This is a genomic window from Streptomyces sp. NPDC025638, assembly GCF_055558775.1.
Genome location: NZ_JBVHLX010000002.1, coordinates 797,642 through 814,935, shown reverse-complemented (window position 1 = coordinate 814,935; position 17,294 = coordinate 797,642). Strand labels below are relative to the sequence as shown.

The following is a 17,294-nucleotide window of genomic DNA, read 5'->3' as shown; positions in this document are numbered from 1 at the left end:
GGGTCGTCTCCGACGCCTGAGCCCGCTTCGACGCGGACTCGGGCGGGGAGACACGGGCTCGCGCGGGAGACGCGGACTCGGGCGGGGACGGGAGGCCGCGTCCGGGACGCGCTCTTGGTCGTAGGGAAACATGGTGACCGGTCGCTCGGTGGTCGGGAACACGGCGACCGGTCACTTGGTGGCCGGGAACGTGGCGACCGGTCACTTGGTGGCCGGACTCATCGCGACTGCACTGCCGACCGGGCCCATGGCGAGCGGGCGGCCGTGGTCCCGAGTCAGTCCCGGGTGCTGTCTCTCCGGGTTTCCAGGATCTCCAGTACCAGTCGTGCCGTTTCCGTGGGTGTCCCGCCCACCCGTACCCCGGCCGCCTCCAGTGCCTGCTTCTTCGCAGCCGCGGTGCCCGTCGAACCCGACACGATCGCGCCCGCGTGCCCCATGGTCCTGCCCTCGGGCGCGGTGAACCCGGCGACGTAGCCGACGACGGGCTTGGTCACGTGGTCGCGGACGTACGCCGCCGCGCGTTCCTCCGCGTCTCCGCCGATCTCCCCGATGAGGACGATCAGCCCGGTGTCGGGGTCGTCCTGGAAGGCGGCCGGACAGTCGATGTGGGTGGTGCCGACGACGGGGTCGCCGCCGATGCCGACACACCTGGAGAAGCCGATGTCACGGAGCTCGTACATGAGTTGGTACGTCAGCGTGCCCGACTTGGACACCACGCCGATCCGGCCGGGCTTGGTGATGTCGGCGGGGATGATGCCCGCGTTGGACTGGCCGGGGGGTGATCAGACCTGGGCAGTTGGGGCCGATGATCCGGGTGCCCTTCGACCGTGCGTACGTGGTGAAGGCGACGGAGTCATGGACGGGGATGCCCTCCGTGATGACGACGGCGAGGCCGATGCCGGCGTCGGTGGCCTCGGTCACGGCCGCCCGGGCGAAGGCGGGCGGGACGAAGACGACGGTGACGTCCGCGCCGGTCGCCTCGATGCCCTCGCGGACCGACCCGAAGACCGGGACGGCACGGTCGTCGAAGTCGACGGTGCGACCGGCCTTGCGCGGGTTGACGCCGCCGACGACGTCCGTTCCGGCCGCGAGCATCCGGCGGGTGTGCTTCATGCCCTCGCCGCCGGTCATGCCCTGGACGAGGACCTTGCTCTCCTTGGTGAGGTAGATCGCCATGTGCCGGCTCCTCAGGCTGTGTGGGCGAGTTGGGCGGCCTGGCGGGCGGCGCCGTCCATGTGGTGGCCTGCTGGACCAGCGGGTGCGTCCGGCCGTCGAGGATCGCGCGGCCGGCTGCCGCGTTGTTGCCGTCGAGGCGCACTACCAGCGGCTTGGTCAGCCGGACCGTGTCCAGGGCCCGGACGATGCCCTCGGCTACCGCGTCGCAGGCGGTGATCCCGCCGAAGACGTTGACGAGGACCGACTTCACGGCCGGGTCGGAGAGGATCAACGACAGTCCGTCGGTCATGATCTGCGCGGACGCGCCGCCGCCGATGTCCAGGAAATTGGCCGGGCGGGCGCCACGGCCGGCGACCACGTCGAGGGTCGACATGACGAGCCCGGCGCCGTTGCCGATGATGCCGACCTCGCCGTCGAGCTTGACGTAGTTGAGGCCGCGGGCGGCGGCCACGGCCTCCAGCGGGTCGTGGTGATCCGGGTTCGGCGGCGCCCCAACGGGCCTGTCGGAAGCGGGCGTTGTCGTCGAGGGTGACCTTGCCGTCGAGGGCGAGGAGCCGGCCCTGCCGGATGCGGACGAGCGGGTTGACCTCGACGAGCGGGGCGTCCTCGCGGACCAGCACCTGCCGCTGGTTCGCGTCTCGTTGACTGGGGGCGGACCAGCGGCGCCGCTCTGGGGGTACGGCACCTACACCGACCAGGCGCGGCACCATGTCGTCGGGCCGGGCCAGCACCTCGTCGGGGCGAGGTCCAGCTGCGCGAGGATGCGCAGGGCGGAGCACGTACGCGCCAGCGGGACCTACGCCGACCTCATCAACCAGACACCGCCCGCACCGACGATGCGGCGCGTTCTTGGCCCTGGCGGGAGGTGCCGCGCGGTTCCTCCTCGGCCGGTGCTCAGGACTCGGCCCGGTCGTGATACGAGCGCCGGGTGTGTTCCGTGTGTTCGCGCATGAGGTTCGTGGCTTGCTGTTCGTTGCGGTCGGCGATCGCCGCGATGAGGGCGCGGTGCTCGATCCAGGACTGGTGGCCGCGCCGGCGGGCCACCGGTGTGTAGTACCAGCGGACGCGGCGGTCCACCTGCCCGGCGAGTTCGGCGAGGACCGCGTTGCCGGCCAGGTCCATGATCTTGGCGTGGAAGCGGGCGTTCAGGGCGACGGCGGCGTCCACGTCGTCGGCGGCCACGGCCTTTTCGCCCTCGGCGCACAGCTCCTCCAGCGCCCCGATTCCGGCGCTGCCCGCGTTCGCGGCGGCCAGCCGGGCCGCCTCGGCCTCCAGGAGCGTACGGACCGTGAGGAGCTGGTCGACCTCCTCCTCGGTCGGCTCGTGCACGAACGCTCCCTGGGCGGGCCGCAGTTGGACCCAGCCCTCCGTGTTGAGCCGCTGCAGCGCCTCCCGCACGGGTTGCCGGGAGACGCCCAGGTGCCCGGCGAGCTCGCTCTCCACCAGGTGCCGGCCGGGCTGCAGCGCGCGGGTGGTGATGAGTTCGAGCAGTGCCTCGTAAACGCGGTCGCGCAGCGGGCCGGGCCGTTCGAGCTTGGGCACCGCACCCTGCGGCAGTCCGGGCGACAACATTCGCGCTCCCCCTCCTCGACAGGGCCGGAAGCCCGGTATCGATTGTCTTTCGTCTACAGTCTACGGCGCACAAACGCCACGAAGAGGGGGAGTTGGGCGCATCACACCACGGACGGGGCGCGCGGCGGCGCCCACCCGCCCGCGCGGCCCCTCACGGGCACCGTACGACCTGACCGGCGTACGACAGGTTGCCGCCGAAGCCGAACAGCAGTACCGGGTCGCCGCCACAGATCGCACCCTGCTCGACGAGCTTGGACAGCGCGAGCGGAATGCTGGCGGCGGAGGTGTTGCCAGAATCGGCGACATCACGCGCGACGACGGCGTTGACGGCGCCGATCTTCTCGGCGAGGGGCTCGATGATGCGCAGGTTGGCCTGGTGCAGCACGACCGCGGCGAGATCCTCCGGTGCGATGCCGGCCTTCTCGCAGGCACGGCGCGCGATGGGCGGCAGCTGGGTGGTGGCCCAGCGGTAGACGCTCTGCCCCTCCTGCGCGAACCGCGGCGGTGTGCCCTCGATCCGCACGGCGTGCCCCATCTCCGGCACCGACCCCCACAGCACGGGCCCGATCCCGGGCTCCTCCCCCGGCCCGCACGCCTCCACGACGGCGGCCCCCGCCCCGTCGCCGACGAGAACGCAGGTGGTGCGGTCGCTCCAGTCGGTCACCTCGGACATCTTGTCGGCGCCGATCACGAGGGCGCGGGTCGCGGCCCCCGCGCGGACGGTGTGGTCGGCAGTGGCCAGCGCGTGCGTGAACCCGGCACAGACGACGTTCACGTCCATCGCGGCGGGCTGCGGAATGCCGAGCCGGGCCGCGACGCGGGCCGCGGTGTTCGGCGAGCGGTCGATCGCGGTGGAGGTGGCGACGAGCACCAGGTCGATGTCACCGGGCGTCAGCCCCGCCGCCGCGAGCGCCTTGGCGGCGGCGTACGCGGCGAGCTCGTCCACGGGCTCGGCGGGCCCCGCGATGTGCCGCGTCCGGATGCCCACCCGGCTGCGGATCCATGCGTCACTCGTGTCGACCATGCCCGCCAGGTCCTCGTTGGTGAGTACCTTGGCGGGCTGATAATGGCCGACTGCGGTGATGCGCGAGCCGTTCATGTGGGGCTCCCCCTCGTTGCCGTTGGTTGCGGGATGCACCAGTCTTGTCAGTGACTCACGGGTACGACGGCAGCCGAAGCCACAGGATTCGGGGGCCCTCGTTGTCGGCTTCCATCAGACCTTCGGACGTCCGACCATTCCCCCCACGGCCACCAGAGCGGCGACGCGCGAACCCGTAGCTGTGCCCGGAGGACGCCGAGCGGTACGGGGTCGTCGTCGGCGAGGAGGTCCGGGTGACCTCGCGGCGCGGATCGGTGGTGGCACCGGTGTGGACCGGCACCGCGCTCAGGCCCGGGAACGCCTGCCGTGTCTGTCGAGGTGGAAGGGTCCAGGACCCTCGTCCCGGCCTGCTCCCGCGGGGCCGAGCCGGGCATGGAGGTCCGCACCGGCACCGAGCGGGTCCGGCACAGCCGCAGGATCGTGCTGGAGCTCCTCGCCTCCTCGGTGGACCTGTCGACGACGCCCCGGGCCGCCGAGTGGATCAAGGAGTACGAGGCGAAGCCGGACCGCTTCGGCCCGGACGCGGCCCGTCTCGACGAGGAACCCAGGATCGACAACGACCTGTATGTGCGCGACTACGACAAGTGCATCCTCTGCTACAAGTGCGTGGACGCCTGCGGCGACCAGTGGCAGAACACCTTCGCGATCTCCGTCGCCCGCCGTGGCTTCGACGCCCGTATCGCCGTCGAGCACGACGCGCCGCTGACCGACTCGGCCTGTGTGTACTGCGGCAACTGCATCGAGGCGGGCCCGACGGGGGCGCTGTCGTTCAAGTCGGAGTTCGACATGCGCGCGGCGGGTACCTGGGACGAGTCGAAGCAGTCCGCGACGACCACGGTGTGCGCGTACTGCGGAGTGGGCTGCAACCTCACCCTCCATGTGCAGGAGAATGAGATCGTGAAGGTCACCTCGCCGCACGACAACCCGGTGACCCACGGCAATCTCTGCATCAAGGGCCGATTCGGCTACCAGCACGTACAGAACCGGGGCTGATCAGGACATGGGACGAGTCACGGAACGACGCAAGGTGATCCGCATCAGGGACGGCGCCGTCTCCACCCGCCCGGACACGCTCGTCGCCGAGGAGCCCCTGGAGATCCGCCTCAACGGCAAGCCCCTCGCGATCACCATGCGCACCCCGGGCGACGACTTCGCGCTGGCCGCCGGCTTCCTGGTGAGCGAGGGCGTACTGGCGGCCGCGTCCGATCTGCAGAACATCGTCTACTGCGCCGGCGCGACGGTCGACGGCTCCAACACCTACAACGTGGTGGACGTACGGACCGCACCGGACGTCGCCGTTCCCGACATCACGCTGGAGCGGAACGTCTACACCACCTCGTCGTGCGGCCTGTGCGGCAAGGCGAGCCTCGACGCGGTCCGTACGACGACGCGCTGGCCGGTCTCCGACACGCCCCCCGTCCGCATCGAGCCCGCCCTGCTCGCAAGCCTTCCGGACCGGCTGCGGGAGTCCCAGCGGGTGTTCGACCGGACCGGTGGACTGCATGCGGCGGCCCTGTTCACCGAGGACGGGGAACTGCTCGACATACGGGAGGACGTGGGCCGGCACAACGCGGTCGACAAGCTGGTCGGCCGCGCCCTGCAGAACGGCGACCTGCCCCTGTCCCGCACCATCCTGCTGGTGTCGGGCCGGGCCTCCTTCGAGCTGGCGCAGAAGGCCGTGATGGCGGGCATCCCGGTGCTGGCCGCCGTCTCGGCCCCGTCCTCCCTGGCGGTGGACCTGGCCGCCGAGACCGGCCTGACCCTGGTGGGCTTCCTGCGGGGCAGCTCCATGAACGTGTACGCGGGTGAACACCGGCTTGCCCTGAAGGCCGCGGCCGCCCAGTCCTGACCGGCTCCCCGCGACACGGCGGCGGGCCCCCGCCGGCGGGGAGCGCCCCCTGCGCCGGCGGGGGCCCTCTTGTTTTGCTCGGTCGCCTGCGGGGCGCCTTTTGCCGGTGTCGAGAGGCCGGCGCGTTGGGAAAGGAAAAGTCGGTGGGCCCTTGCCGCTTGTTTGTGTGGGCTCGTTGGCTGGTCAGGCGGGGTTGAAGCACAGCTCTGCGACCGAAGACACCACCGAACCCAGCCTCGGGAAGTCCAGGCGCACCGATGCTTCGTGCTCCGGTGTCGTGAACGCTGCCATGGCGGACTCCACGAAGACCAGGTCGTAGCCCAGGTCGTGGGCAGCTCGGGCGGTGGACTCCACTCCGAGGTTGGTGGCGATGCCGCCGAACACCAGTGTGGTGATGCCGCGTTGACGCAGGCCCGCGTCGAGGTCCGTGCCCTGGAAGGCGCCGATGGTCCGCTTCACGATCTCCAGGTCGCCGTCCCGCAGCAGTCCGGCGACCAGTCCGCTGCCGGGCGGCTGCTCGGCGACCGTAGGCCGTTCGACACGAATGAGCACGACGAGTGCCCCGGCCGAACGGAAGGCGTCCGCCAACTCCTCGGCGGCGACGAGGACTTCGGTACCTTTGCGAGGCTCCAGGGGCAGCGCGACGATGCGGTCCATCAGATCGACTAGGACGAGTGCGGTGCGCGCCGGATCGAGCGCCAGGGGTGCGGTCATGACGGAACGTTAGCCGCCGTCAGCCGTCCGTACCGGAAATCCGGATCAACAGGCCCATGAACTGGTCACGTTCGGCGGACGACAGCGGGGCGAGCAGCGTGTCGTTCGCCTCGCGCGCCGCCTTTTCGCAGCGCTTCAGCAGGCGGCCTCCCTCCTCGGTGAGCGACACCGCGTTCTTGCGGCGGTCCCTCGGGTCCGGCTCGCGCACGACGAGGCCGGCGGCCTGCAGGTCGTTGAGGACGCCCACCAGGTCCTTCGGGTCGAGCCGTACACCGCGCCCGAGGTCGGCCTGGGCGACGGGGGCGAGGTCGCGGACGGCGGACAGCACCACGTGGTGCCACATCTTCATGCCCTCGGTGGCGAGGGCGTCGGCCACCAGGGCGCGGCCGCGCGCGGCGGCACGGCCGAGGAGCCAGCTGGGCAGGGAGCGGATCGCGGGCAGGGGTGCTTCGGCCATGGCCGGAGTTTAGCGAAAAGTCGTTGGGCTTCCCCATGAATGTCGGATACCGTGGGGACCACCAACGACTTCTGGAGGTGCGATGCGCCGCGTCCGGTACGAGTCCAGTGGTGGGCCACTGTTCGTGGAGGAGGCCTCTGTGCCCGAGCCCGGCCCCGGCGAACTCCTCGTGCGCTGTGAGGCGGTCGGGGTCACCCTGCCCGTCGTCCGCAAGGTCACCGAGGCCGCCGAACCGATCCCGCTGGGCGGCGAGATCGCCGGCGAGGTGGTGGCGGTCGGCGAGGGAGTGACGCGCTTCCGGGTCGACGACCGGGTGACGGGGCTGTGCTTCGGGCACGGGTACGCCGAGTTCGCTCCCCTGCACGAGGCCATGGCCACGCCCGTGCCCGACGGCGCCTCCTTCGTCGACGCGGTCGCGCTGGTCCGCAGCGGTCTGGTCGCCCTCGGTGCCCTCGCGGCCGCGCGGCCCGCGCCGGGGGAGGCCGCCCTGGTCACGGCCGCGGCGAGCGGCGTCGGACACCTCGCCGTGCAGCTGGCGCGGCTGTGGGGCGCGGAGCGGGTGGTGGGCGCCGTCTCCGACGCGGCCAAGGCGGACTTCGTGCGGTCCCTCGGCGCCGACGACGTCATCCTGTACGGCGACGAGAGTTGGGGGCAGCCCGTCGACTTCGCCCTGGATGCGGTCGGCGGCGATCTGCTCACCCCGGCGATAGGCGCCCTCGCCCCGGGTGGCCGGCTGGTGGCGTACAGCTCGGGCGGCGGGACCATCCGGGCGTACGACCTGCTGGTGGGCGCCAAGTCGGTCATCGGGTTCCAGATGGCGCTGATCGCCCGCGGGCAGCCCGAGTTGTACGAGCGGTGGCGGCGGGAGCTGTGGCGGCTGTTCGGCGAAGGCCTGCTGAAGCCCGCCGTGCACGGGGAGTTCGCGCTGGCGGACGCGGCCGAGGCGCACAAGGTCGTGGAGTCGCGCAGCAACTGCGGCAAGGTCGTGCTGCGCCCCCGAACCGCGAAGTGACTGCACGCTCCTTGTGAGGCGCCCGAGGCCCCAACTACCGTCGATGAAGTGCACGTCGGACGTCGGATGTCCGAATGTCCCGATGACCGGATGACTCATGTCCCTATGCCTCCGACGCATGAAGGGCAGGTCGCACCATGCCGTCAAGAGTCCGCGCACGACTGAGAGCCACCCTGGCCGCCGCCTTCGCGGCGGCCGCGCTGTCGGTGCTGCCGAATCCGGCGCACGCCGCCCAACCGGCCGCCGACAAGCCCGACTTCGAGCAGCAGATCCTCTTCAGGGCGTCCCAGGACCCCGGCTACGCCTGCTTCCGCATCCCGGCCGTCGTGCAGACCACCGACGGCACGCTCCTCGCGTTCGCCGAGGGCCGCGTCCTCAACTGCGGTGACGCGGCCGACATCGACATCGTGGTGAAGCGCTCCACCGACGGCGGGCGCACCTGGGGCCCGCTGCAGGTGGTCAACGAGGGCACCGGCGACACCCATGGCAACCCGGCGCCGATCGTGGACCGCGAGACCGGCCGCATCCTGCTGGCCGAGACGTACAACACGGGCCGTACGGACGCCGCCAGCTGCTCCGTCCCCTGTGATCGCACCCCGCATCTGCAGTACAGCGACGACGACGGACTGACCTGGTCGAAGCCGCGCGATCTGAGCCCCGAGATCCTGCCCGCGGACTGGAACTCCTGGTACGCGACCGGCCCGGTGCACGGCCTCCAGCTCACCCGTGGCAAGGACGCCGGCCGGCTGGTCTTCGGCGTCAACACCGAGACCTGGGGCGGCAGCCGGGTCACCGCGAATCACGGGGCGCTGATCGTCAGCGACGACGGCGGCGACCACTGGCGGATCGGGGCCACCGACACCTGGCCCATCGCCGAGGACCGCACCTTCCGGCAGAAGCCGTCCGAACTGACCCTCACCGAGCGTGTCGACGGCTCCCTCCTGGTCAGCGGACGCGAACAGGACGGCACCGACCTCGGCCACCGCACCCAGACCGTCAGCCGCGACGGCGGCGACAGCTTCGTCGCCCCCTTCCGCGACCTCCCCGACCTCTACACCCCGCAGGTCCAGGGCTCGACCCTGCGTCTGGGCAGCCGCATCCTGCTGGCCTGCCCCGGCGACCCGGACCGCCGCCGGACCATGATGATCCGCTCCTCCTACGACGGCGGCCGCACCTGGGACAGCGTGGACCGCGGCACGGTCGTCACCACGGACTGGTCCGGCTACTCCGACATGGCGCGCATCGACCACGACACCGTGGGGCTGATGTACGAGGGCGGGGCGGTCGACGCACGCGACGAGATCCGCTTCGCCCGCTTCACCGAGGACTGGCTCCAGCCGCGTCGTGGACCCGACCCGACCACCGCCGACCGCGCCCGGCACGCCCCGCGGGCGGCCGTGCTCGGTGACGCCGAGGAGACCGACGGAGTGTCGGGCGGCGCCCTGAAGTTCGACGGCGTGGACGACGCGGTACGTCTGCCGTATCACGACGAACTCCCGCTCGGCACCAAGGACTTCACCGCGTCGCTGTGGTTCCGGTACTCGGCCGCCACCGGTGAGCAGCCGATGCTGTGGATGGGTGGCATCGGCTCCACGCAGCCCCAGGTGTGGCTGCGCGGCGAACCGGACAGCAACCGGGTGCGGGCCCTGATGACCGTACGCGAGGGCGCGTCGACCGTGCGCACGGCGTCGCTGTGGACCACAGGGGCGTACAACGACGGCCAGTGGCACCGTCTGGCGCTGCGCCGGGGCGGAGGACGGCTGTCACTGTTCCTCGACGGTGTGCAGTCGTCCGTCGCCGATGTGGCGGGCTCGGTGAGCCGCAACTCGCCGTTCGGTGTGCACATCGGCCAGCGCATGGACAGCCGGGCCTTCTTCACCGGGGCCATCGACGACGTCCACGTCTGGGACCGCGCGCTGAGCGACGACGAGCTGTCCGACCCGCAGGTGCTCCGGTCGGTGAAGGACACCGTGCTGTGGCTGCCCATGGACCGTGTGAGCGGCGGCCACTAACGTCCCGGGGGTGCCCGAGGACGCACGAGCACGACGGCGGACGGGAACCGGGGTCGGCCTGTTGCTGACCCTGGTCCTCGCCGCCGTGCTGCTCACCGCCCTCCCCCGGGACCGGCACGGGGAGGGCGGCGGTGGGTGCGGGGCCCGTGCGGTCGCCTCCTGGACGTACGACAGCGCGCTCACCGGCACATTCGCCCGGTACGGCGACGACCCGGCCCGCGCCGACGACTGGACCGGCGGTGACGGCACCCACTCGGTGCGGCTGCCGGACGGCCGGGTGCTGTGGCTGTTCTCCGACACCTACCTCGGCCAGGTACACGCGCCGCCCAACCCCTGGGGCGAACCCCACTCCTGGCGTGATGCCTCGGCCCCGATGGTGCGGAACTCGGCCGTGGTGATGGACCGGGGCCGCCTCACCGCCACCCTCCCCGCCCCGCTGTTCCCGGACCCCGCCCCGGACCAGTGGCGCTGGCCGGTCGCGGCCCGGGTCGAGCCCCGCTCCCCCGGCTCGGCCGAGAGCGTCGTCAGGGTGCTGCTGTGGGTGCGGACGGCCGGCCAGTACCCGTGGATCTACGGCGTGCCCGGCGCCACCGAGGTCGCCACGCTGTCGCTGCCCGACCTGCGGGTGGAGTCGGTCGTACCGGTCTTCGACCAGCGGCAGGTGCCGGACCCGTCCCGGCGCGTGCTGTTCGGGACCACGCTCGTCGCGCGGGACGGCTGGACGTATGTCTTCGGCGGTGACGACGGCCAGGCGGCCGACCGTCGCCCCTCGTCCGCCTATCTGGCACGGGTGCCGGAGGGCAGACTGGCCGAGCCGGGGGCCTGGCGGTACTGGGACGGCTCCGGGTGGACGTCCGCGTCCGCCGCGCGACCGGTGCTCGGGGACGGGCGGCGCACCGGGGTGGGCAGCGCGTTCTCGGTGGTCCGGGACGAGGGGACGTACGTCCTGTTCACCATGGCGGCGGGCACGGCCGGTCTGGCCAGGGTCACCTGGTACTGGGCCTGCTCCCCCACCGGCCCGTGGCACGGATCGGGCCGGGGCTTCGGCGCGCGGCTGCCGCGCGGGCAGGTGGCCGCGTACAACCCGCAGGCGCACCCCGCGCTCGGCCCCGGGGACGGAGGGCTGGTGCTCAGCTACGACGTCAACTGGCTGGAGACCACGACCGCCTCGGCCGGCATCAGCGCGAACGTGGACCTGTACCGACCGCGGTTCGTGACCCTCCGGCTGACGCGGACGGGCCCGTGACCTCGGGGTCGTGTGCCCGGCGCTTGGCGATGACCGCGCACACCATCAGCTGCATCTGGTGGAAGAGCATCAGCGGCAGCACGGCCAGGGAGGCGTGCGCGCCGAACAGGACGCTCGCCATCGGCAGTCCGGAGGCCAGGGACTTCTTCGACCCGGCGAACTGGATGGCGATCCGGTCCCCGCGACCGAAGCGCAGCGCCTTGGCGCCGTACCAGGTCAGCGCGAGCATCACGGCGAGCAGCGCGGCCTCGACGACGAGCAGTCCGGCCAGCCGTACGGGGCTCACCCGGTGCCAGATCCCCTGGACCATGCCCTCGCTGAACGCGGTGTAGACGACGAGCAGGATCGAACCACGGTCGACCAGGCCGAGGACCTTCCTGTGGCGGGCGATGAAGTCGCCCACCCGTCTCCCGCCACCACCCTGCTCGACCCGCTGCGCGCGGCCCCACTTGATTCGGCACGGGCGCAGCACCTGGCCGGCGAGGAACGGGACCAGCAGTTGCAGCACGATCTTGATCAGCGAGTCGGCGGAGAATCCGCCGCCGCCGCTGCCCAGCAGCGCGGCCGCCAGCAGCGGGGTGAGGACGATGCCGACGAGCGAGGAGAAGGAGCCGGCGCAGATGGCGGCGGGCACATTGCCGCGGGCGATCGATGTGAACGCGATCGACGACTGGATCGTCGACGGCACGAGGGTGAGGAAGAGCAGGCCCTGGTAGAGCGGCTGGGTGAGCAGCACCGGCACGAGTCCGCGGGCGGCCAGACCGAGCAGCGGGAAGATCACGAAGGTGCAGGCCAGGACGGTGGTGTGGAGCCGCCAGTGGCGCAGCCCGTCCAGCGCCTCACGCGTGGACAGCCGGGCGCCGTAGAGGAAGAACAGGAAGGCGATCGCGGCGGTGGACGCGCCGGAGGCGACATCGGCGGCCGTACCCCGGGCCGGGAGGAGCGCCGCTACGCCCACTGTCCCGAGCAGCAGCAGGATGTACGGGTCGATCGGCATCCGACTCGGCCGGCGCAGGCGTTTCACGGTGCTCCACTTGCTGTACGTCTCGTGAGGGTCCGGATCGGGGCCCTCCGGCCCCTCCCCATCGTCCTCTCCCGGCTGCCGATCGGGAATCAGGCATACCACTCTGACTGTCATCACGTTCCGCGATAGCCTGACTGGCGTGTACGACCCCTCCCAGCTGCGGACGTTTCTGGCGGTCGCCCAGACGCTCAGTTTCACGCAGGCCGCCAAGCGGCTCGGGCTGCGCCAGTCGACGGTGAGCCAGCATGTGCGGCGCCTTGAGGACGCCGCCGGGCGGCAGCTGTTCGCCCGGGACACCCACTCCGTGGAGCTGACCGAGGACGGCGAGGCCATGCTCGGTTTCGCCCGCCGGATCCTGGAGGTGCACGAGCAGGCGACGGCGTTCTTCACGGGCACGCGGGTGCGCGGCCGGCTGCGTTTCGGCGCGTCGGAGGACTTCGTCCTCACCCGGCTGCCGGAGATCCTGGAGGGCTTCCGGTACGACCATCCCGAGGTCGACCTGGAGCTGACGGTGGAGCTGTCCGGCACGCTGCACGAGCAGCTGACCGCGGGGAAGCTCGACCTGGTGCTGGCCAAGCGCAGGCCGGAGGATCCGCGCGGCGAGCTGGTGTGGCACGACGAGCTGGTGTGGATCGGCGCGGACCGGCTCCGTCTGGACCCCGAGCGCCCGGTCCCGCTGATCGTCTATCCCCCGCCCGGCATCACCCGGGCACGGGCCCTGGAGGCACTGGAGCGGCAGGGCCGCCCGTGGCGCATCGTCTGCACCAGCGGCAGCCTCAACGGCCTGATCGCGGCGGCCCGCGCGGGCCTCGGAGTGATGGCCCACTCCCGGGGCCTGGTACCGCCCGGCCTGTTCCGGGTACCCGACCGAGCGGACCTGCCGGAACTGGGCAAGGTGGACTTCGTCCTGGTGCACGGCCGCCGCCGCCCCTCCGCGGAGGATGCGGCAAACGCACTGGCGACAGCCATCCTGACCGGCGGCGACCGACTGCATCCGCGCCGGCGCGGCACACGCTGATCCGGCGGCTGCTGTGGGCCGTAATCGGGTCGTACAGATTCAGTGGAGATTACGGTGTCGAAACTTACTGAAGCGTAAGTATTCTGTCCGGCCCTTCCCCATGTGAGCGCATTTTCCAGACGTCGGCCCGACCATTCGTGAACATTGCTCGATTTCGCACCCCCTCCCGTACCGCGTCCTGGTGGGGTAGCTTTCACGGCCTACGCGGAGCGCCACTGAGGAGCGAGGAGCGGGGAGCGGGGTTTGCACGAGTTCACCAACCCTCCGTTGGCATCGCCGCCGCCGGTGGGCGGTCTGGCCGACGCCGTCTTCGAGCATGCCCTGGAAGACCCGCTGCACGTCGCCCTGGGCCGCAAGGACGAGTTCGGACAGTGGCGTGACGTGACCTCGGCCGAGTTCCGGGACGAGGTCCTCGCCCTCGCCAAGGGGCTGCTCGCCCGCGGCATCCGGTTCGGCGACCGGGTCGCCATCATGTCCCGCACCCGCTACGAGTGGACCCTCTTCGACTTCGCCCTGTGGACCATCGGCGCCCAGGTGGTGCCGGTCTACCCCACCTCCTCCGCCGAGCAGTGTTTCTGGATGCTGTACGACGCCGAGTGCACGGCCGCGATCGTGGAGCACGAGGACCACGCGATGACGATCGCCACCGTCATCGACCGGCTCCCCCATCTGCACCAGCTGTGGCAGCTGGACTCGGGCGCGGTGCAGGAGCTGTACGACGCCGGTGCGCACCTCGACGACGAGACGGTGCACCGGCACCGGCGGGCTGTGACCCCCGACTCCATCGCCACGATCATCTACACCTCGGGCACCACGGGCCGCCCCAAGGGCTGTGTCCTGTCGCACGGCAACTTCATGTTCGAGGCGGACACGATGATCGGCCGCTGGGAGCCGGTGTTCCACTCGAAGAAGGGCGACGAGGCGTCGACTCTGCTGTTCCTGCCGCTGGCGCACGTCTTCGGCCGGATGGTCGAGGTGGCCGCGATCCGCGGCGGCGTCCGCTTCGGGCACCAGCCGCAGCTGAACGCCGCCGCCCTGCTGCCCGACCTGGCGGCCTTCAGGCCGACCTTCATCCTCGCGGTGCCGTACATCTTCGAGAAGGTGTTCAACGCGTCCCGCCGCAAGGCCGAGAAGGAGGGCAAGGCCGGGCCGTTCGAGAAGGCCGTCGGGATCGCGGTGAAGTACGCGGAGGCGGTGGAGGCCAAGGCCTGGGGCACCGGACCCGGTCCCTCGGCGGGCCTGCGCATGCAGCACCAGCTCTTCGAGAAGCTGGTCTACTCGAAGGTGCGCGCGGCGATGGGCGGCCGTATCCGCAACGCGATGTCCGGCGGCTCGGCGATGGACCGCCGCCTCGGCCTGTTCTTCGCGGGCGCGGGCGTGCAGATCTACGAGGGCTACGGCCTCACCGAGTCGACCGCGGCCGCCACCGCCAACCCTCCCGAGCGCACGCGCTACGGCACGGTCGGGCAGGCCGTCCCGGGCACGACGGTGCACATCGCGGACGACGGGGAGATCTGGCTGCACGGCGGCCATGTCTTCCAGGGCTACCTCAACAACCAGAAGGCCACCGACGCGACGCTGCACGACGGCTGGCTGGCCACCGGCGACCTTGGCTCCCTCGACGAGGACGGCTATCTCACCATCACCGGCCGCAAGAAGGAGATCCTGGTGACCTCCGGCGGCAAGAGCGTGTCGCCCGGTGTGCTGGAGGAGCGGGTCCGCGACCATCCGCTGGTCAACCAGTGCATCGTGGTCGGCAACGACCGCCCGTACATCGCCGCCCTGGTCACGCTGGACACCGAGGCGGTCGAGCACTGGCTGCAGATGCGCGGCAAGCCGCAGCTGAGCGCGGCCGAGCTGGTGCGCGACGCCGACCTGGAGACGGAGGTGCGGCGCGCGGTGGTCGCCGCCAACACCCTCGTCTCGCAGGCCGAGTCGATCCGTACCTTCCGCATCCTGGCCCAGCCGTTCACCGAGGAACACGGCCTGCTCACCCCGTCGTTGAAGCTGAAGCGCAAGGCGATCGAGACCGCCTACGCCAACGAGGTGGAGGCCCTCTACCGGGTCTGACGCACCGTCAGTTGATGGTCACGCGGAAGATCTCGTCGGATCCGTCCGCCGCGCCTCCGTTGTTGTCGCAGTTGGTGGTCGACAGCCACAGCTGGTCGGAGCCCGGGACCTTGGTGACCGTGCGCAGCCGGCCGTAGGTGCCGACGTAGTACGCGGTGGGCGTGCCGACGCTCTCGTTGTCGCCGTTGATCGGGATGCGCCACAGCCGTTCGCCGCGCAGGGACGCCATGTAGACGACGTTGCGGACGATCGCGATGCCGCTCGGCGAGGCCTCGGAGACGTTCCAGGTGGCCTTGGGGTTGGTCATGCCGGAGACGCTGCAGCTGCCCTCGCAGGTCGGCCAGCCGTAGTTGGCGCCCGGCTTGATCAGGTTCAGCTCGTCCTTGGAGCTGTTGCCGAACTCGGCCTCCCACAGCCGCCCGTTGCGGTCGAAGGCGAGGCCCTGCGGATTGCGGTGGCCGTAGCTGTAGACGTAGTTGCCGAACGGGTTGCCGGGGGCCGGCTTGCCGTCCGTGGTCATGCGCAGGATCTTGCCGTTCAGGGAGTTCTTGTCCTGGGCCAGGTTCGGCGTCTGGGCCTCGCCGGTGGAGACGTAGAGATAGCCGTCGGGGCCGAAGGCGAGGCGGCCGCCGTTGTGGTAGCGGTTCTTCTTGATGCCCTGGAGCAGGACCGTGTAGTTGCTCAGCGAGCTGCCGTTGTAGGTCATGCGGACGACCCGGTTGCCCTCGGACGCCGTGTGCATGAAGTAGACGTAGTGGTTGCTCTCCCACCGGGGGTCGACCGCGACCCCGAGCAGACCGCCCTCACCATTGGTGGTGACGGCATTGGGAACCGTGCCGACCTGCGTCTTCGTGCCGTCCTTGGCCAGCTTCCAGACACGGAAGTCGTCCCGCTCGGTGACCAGGGCGGACTGGCCGTCGGGCAGCCAGTAGGTGCCCCAGGGGATGGTCCAGCCGGTGGAGAAGGTGGCGATGGAGGACGGCACCCCGCCGTCGCTGGCGCAGGCCTTCGTGGTGAAGGTGACCGTGTTGCTCGGCTGGGAGACATTGCCGGCCGCGTCGCGGGCGACGACGTTCAGGGAGTACGGGCTGTTGCAGGCGAGGCCGGTGAGCGTCGTCGACGTGCCGGAGGTGACCGTCTTGTAGACGGTGGACCCGCTGCGGATGTCGTAGGCGGTGACCCCACGGTCGTCGCTCGACGCGCCCCAGCTGAGGTCGACCGAGTTCGCCGTGACGTTGGCCGTGGACAGGGTGCCGGGCGCGGACGGCGGTGCAGTGTCGGAGCTGGGCTTCGTCGTGCAGTCGACGACGGGACTGGCCGGTGAGGTGTTGCCGGCCGCGTCGCGGGCGATGACGGTGAGGTTGTAGGTGGTGTTCGGGGTGAGCCCGGTCAGCGCCTTACTGGTCGTGCTCCCGGGCGCCTCACTGATCTTGTTGCCGTGTTCGTAGATGTCGTACGCCGCCACGCCCACGTTGTCGGTGGACGCGCCCCAGCCGAGGGTGAGGCCGCTCTCGCCGATGTCGGAGCAACTGGGCTGGCCGGGGCGGGTGGGGGCCTGGCTGTCGGCCGCGGCGGCGAGGCTGACGCGGTCGAGGTTGGGGCCGCCGTTGGCGGTGGTCGCGGTCGCGCGGATCTTGTTGGTCCCCGCCGCAAGGGGGATGTTGACGCTCCTGGTCGTCCAGGTGTTCCAGTCGGCGGTGGCCGGGAAGGAGACGCCGGACGCGACGACCGTGCCGCCCACGGAGATGTCCATGGGCCGGTCGGTGGACGTTCCGTTGGCGAAGCGCAGGGTGAGCGACGAGGTGCCCGCGGCGGCCGCGTTCACCGTGAACTCCACGTACGAGCCCTTGACGTTGGTGTAGTCGACGAAGCCGGTGCCCGTGTAGCCGGTGTGGTTGGTGGCCACGGTGCCCTGCGAGATCAGGGCGTCCTCGGCCTGGTAGTCGGTGGCCGCGAGGGCGGTGCCCTGGCTCAGCCCGGCCAGCGGCAGCGCGAGGGCCACGGTCAGGCCGTACGGCAGAACTCTCTTGAGATTCATGGGTGTT

Annotated in this window: 12 protein-coding genes and 4 pseudogenes; 8 read left to right on the top strand and 8 right to left on the bottom strand. The window is 71.1% G+C overall.

The features are described 5' to 3' along the window. Positions 1-275 precede the first annotated feature (275 nt). The 4 genes and pseudogenes from sucD to ACZ4EG_RS07850 form a co-directional block, all read right to left on the bottom strand. Positions 276-1,176 (bottom strand): annotated as a pseudogene (gene sucD, locus ACZ4EG_RS07865) (succinate--CoA ligase subunit alpha). 11 nt (positions 1,177-1,187) lie between these two features. Then, positions 1,188-1,799: pseudogene (locus ACZ4EG_RS07860) on the bottom strand (ADP-forming succinate--CoA ligase subunit beta); the annotation flags it as partial. Positions 1,800-2,070: 271 nt separating this feature from the next. Next, positions 2,071-2,748: a GntR family transcriptional regulator gene (locus ACZ4EG_RS07855; RefSeq protein ID WP_467789949.1), complete on the bottom strand. Its 678-nt coding sequence runs from the start codon at positions 2,746-2,748 to the stop codon at positions 2,071-2,073. 151 nt (positions 2,749-2,899) lie between these two features. Beyond that, positions 2,900-3,847 carry a beta-ketoacyl-ACP synthase III gene (locus tag ACZ4EG_RS07850; RefSeq protein WP_453556013.1) on the bottom strand — a complete coding sequence of 316 codons (948 nt, stop codon included), beginning with the start codon at positions 3,845-3,847 and terminating at the stop codon, positions 2,900-2,902. 179 nt (positions 3,848-4,026) lie between these two features. On the opposite strand from ACZ4EG_RS07850, the pseudogene ACZ4EG_RS07845 reads away from it, so the two are divergent. The 3 genes and pseudogenes from ACZ4EG_RS07845 to fdhD form a co-directional block, all read left to right on the top strand. Beyond that, a pseudogene (locus tag ACZ4EG_RS07845) lies at positions 4,027-4,149 on the top strand (molybdopterin dinucleotide binding domain-containing protein); the annotation flags it as partial. Next, positions 4,123-4,840 (top strand): annotated as a pseudogene (locus ACZ4EG_RS07840) (2Fe-2S iron-sulfur cluster-binding protein); the annotation flags it as partial. The pseudogenes ACZ4EG_RS07845 and ACZ4EG_RS07840, both read left to right, overlap by 27 nt. A gap of 7 nt (positions 4,841-4,847) precedes the next feature. Next, positions 4,848-5,696, top strand: a complete 849-nt coding sequence (fdhD, locus tag ACZ4EG_RS07835; protein WP_467789948.1) for a formate dehydrogenase accessory sulfurtransferase FdhD — start codon at positions 4,848-4,850, stop codon at positions 5,694-5,696. A gap of 183 nt (positions 5,697-5,879) precedes the next feature. On the opposite strand, the gene ACZ4EG_RS07830 is transcribed toward fdhD, so the two are convergent. Together ACZ4EG_RS07830 and ACZ4EG_RS07825 are read right to left on the bottom strand one after the other, a co-directional pair. Then, positions 5,880-6,410 carry an isochorismatase family protein gene (locus tag ACZ4EG_RS07830; RefSeq protein ID WP_467789947.1) on the bottom strand — a complete coding sequence of 177 codons (531 nt, stop codon included), beginning with the start codon at positions 6,408-6,410 and terminating at the stop codon, positions 5,880-5,882. Positions 6,411-6,429: 19 nt separating this feature from the next. Next, positions 6,430-6,867, bottom strand: coding sequence for a MarR family winged helix-turn-helix transcriptional regulator (locus ACZ4EG_RS07825; RefSeq protein ID WP_453556021.1), 438 nt, complete (start codon positions 6,865-6,867; stop codon positions 6,430-6,432). An 82-nt stretch (positions 6,868-6,949) separates the two neighbouring features. Between ACZ4EG_RS07825 and ACZ4EG_RS07820 the strand changes: the two genes are divergently transcribed. The 3 genes from ACZ4EG_RS07820 to ACZ4EG_RS07810 all read left to right on the top strand — a co-directional run bounded on the left by ACZ4EG_RS07820 (position 6,950) and on the right by ACZ4EG_RS07810 (position 11,137). Further along, the gene (locus ACZ4EG_RS07820; RefSeq protein ID WP_467789946.1) at positions 6,950-7,879 is read left to right on the top strand and encodes a quinone oxidoreductase family protein; all 930 of its coding nucleotides are present in this window, start codon (positions 6,950-6,952) and stop codon (positions 7,877-7,879) included. A 137-nt stretch (positions 7,880-8,016) separates the two neighbouring features. Continuing rightward, positions 8,017-9,891 (top strand): exo-alpha-sialidase, encoded by a 1,875-nt coding sequence (locus ACZ4EG_RS07815; protein WP_467789945.1) that lies wholly within the window; start codon positions 8,017-8,019, stop codon positions 9,889-9,891. Between the two features lie 10 nt (positions 9,892-9,901). Next, positions 9,902-11,137, top strand: coding sequence for a DUF4185 domain-containing protein (locus tag ACZ4EG_RS07810; RefSeq protein WP_467789944.1), 1,236 nt, complete (start codon positions 9,902-9,904; stop codon positions 11,135-11,137). On the opposite strand, the gene ACZ4EG_RS07805 is transcribed toward ACZ4EG_RS07810, so the two are convergent. Continuing rightward, positions 11,070-12,134, bottom strand: coding sequence for a bile acid:sodium symporter family protein (locus ACZ4EG_RS07805; protein ID WP_467789989.1), 1,065 nt, complete (start codon positions 12,132-12,134; stop codon positions 11,070-11,072). The genes ACZ4EG_RS07810 and ACZ4EG_RS07805 overlap by 68 nt on opposite strands. A gap of 166 nt (positions 12,135-12,300) precedes the next feature. Here ACZ4EG_RS07805 and ACZ4EG_RS07800 point away from each other — a divergent pair, with 166 nt between their 5' ends. Together ACZ4EG_RS07800 and ACZ4EG_RS07795 are read left to right on the top strand one after the other, a co-directional pair. Further along, a complete protein-coding gene (locus ACZ4EG_RS07800; protein WP_467789943.1) occupies positions 12,301-13,179 on the top strand; it encodes a LysR substrate-binding domain-containing protein in 879 nt (292 codons plus the stop codon). Between the two features lie 243 nt (positions 13,180-13,422). Then, positions 13,423-15,249 carry an AMP-dependent synthetase/ligase gene (locus ACZ4EG_RS07795; protein ID WP_467789942.1) on the top strand — a complete coding sequence of 609 codons (1,827 nt, stop codon included), beginning with the start codon at positions 13,423-13,425 and terminating at the stop codon, positions 15,247-15,249. 7 nt (positions 15,250-15,256) lie between these two features. On the opposite strand, the gene ACZ4EG_RS07790 is transcribed toward ACZ4EG_RS07795, so the two are convergent. Then, a complete protein-coding gene (locus ACZ4EG_RS07790) occupies positions 15,257-17,287 on the bottom strand; it encodes a PQQ-dependent sugar dehydrogenase (protein WP_467789941.1) in 2,031 nt (676 codons plus the stop codon). Positions 17,288-17,294: the final 7 nt, after the last annotated feature.

Coding starts and splice junctions, on each gene's coding strand:
- ACZ4EG_RS07805 (WP_467789989.1), bottom strand. CDS start 12,134: ATGCCGATCGACCCGTACATCCTGCTGCTGCTCGGGACAGTGGGCGTA.
- ACZ4EG_RS07820 (WP_467789946.1), top strand. CDS start 6,950: ATGCGCCGCGTCCGGTACGAGTCCAGTGGTGGGCCACTGTTCGTGGAG.
- ACZ4EG_RS07855 (WP_467789949.1), bottom strand. CDS start 2,748: ATGTTGTCGCCCGGACTGCCGCAGGGTGCGGTGCCCAAGCTCGAACGG.
- ACZ4EG_RS07815 (WP_467789945.1), top strand. CDS start 8,017: ATGCCGTCAAGAGTCCGCGCACGACTGAGAGCCACCCTGGCCGCCGCC.
- ACZ4EG_RS07830 (WP_467789947.1), bottom strand. CDS start 6,410: ATGACCGCACCCCTGGCGCTCGATCCGGCGCGCACCGCACTCGTCCTA.
- fdhD (WP_467789948.1), top strand. CDS start 4,848: ATGGGACGAGTCACGGAACGACGCAAGGTGATCCGCATCAGGGACGGC.
- ACZ4EG_RS07850 (WP_453556013.1), bottom strand. CDS start 3,847: ATGAACGGCTCGCGCATCACCGCAGTCGGCCATTATCAGCCCGCCAAG.
- ACZ4EG_RS07790 (WP_467789941.1), bottom strand. CDS start 17,287: ATGAATCTCAAGAGAGTTCTGCCGTACGGCCTGACCGTGGCCCTCGCG.
- ACZ4EG_RS07825 (WP_453556021.1), bottom strand. CDS start 6,867: ATGGCCGAAGCACCCCTGCCCGCGATCCGCTCCCTGCCCAGCTGGCTC.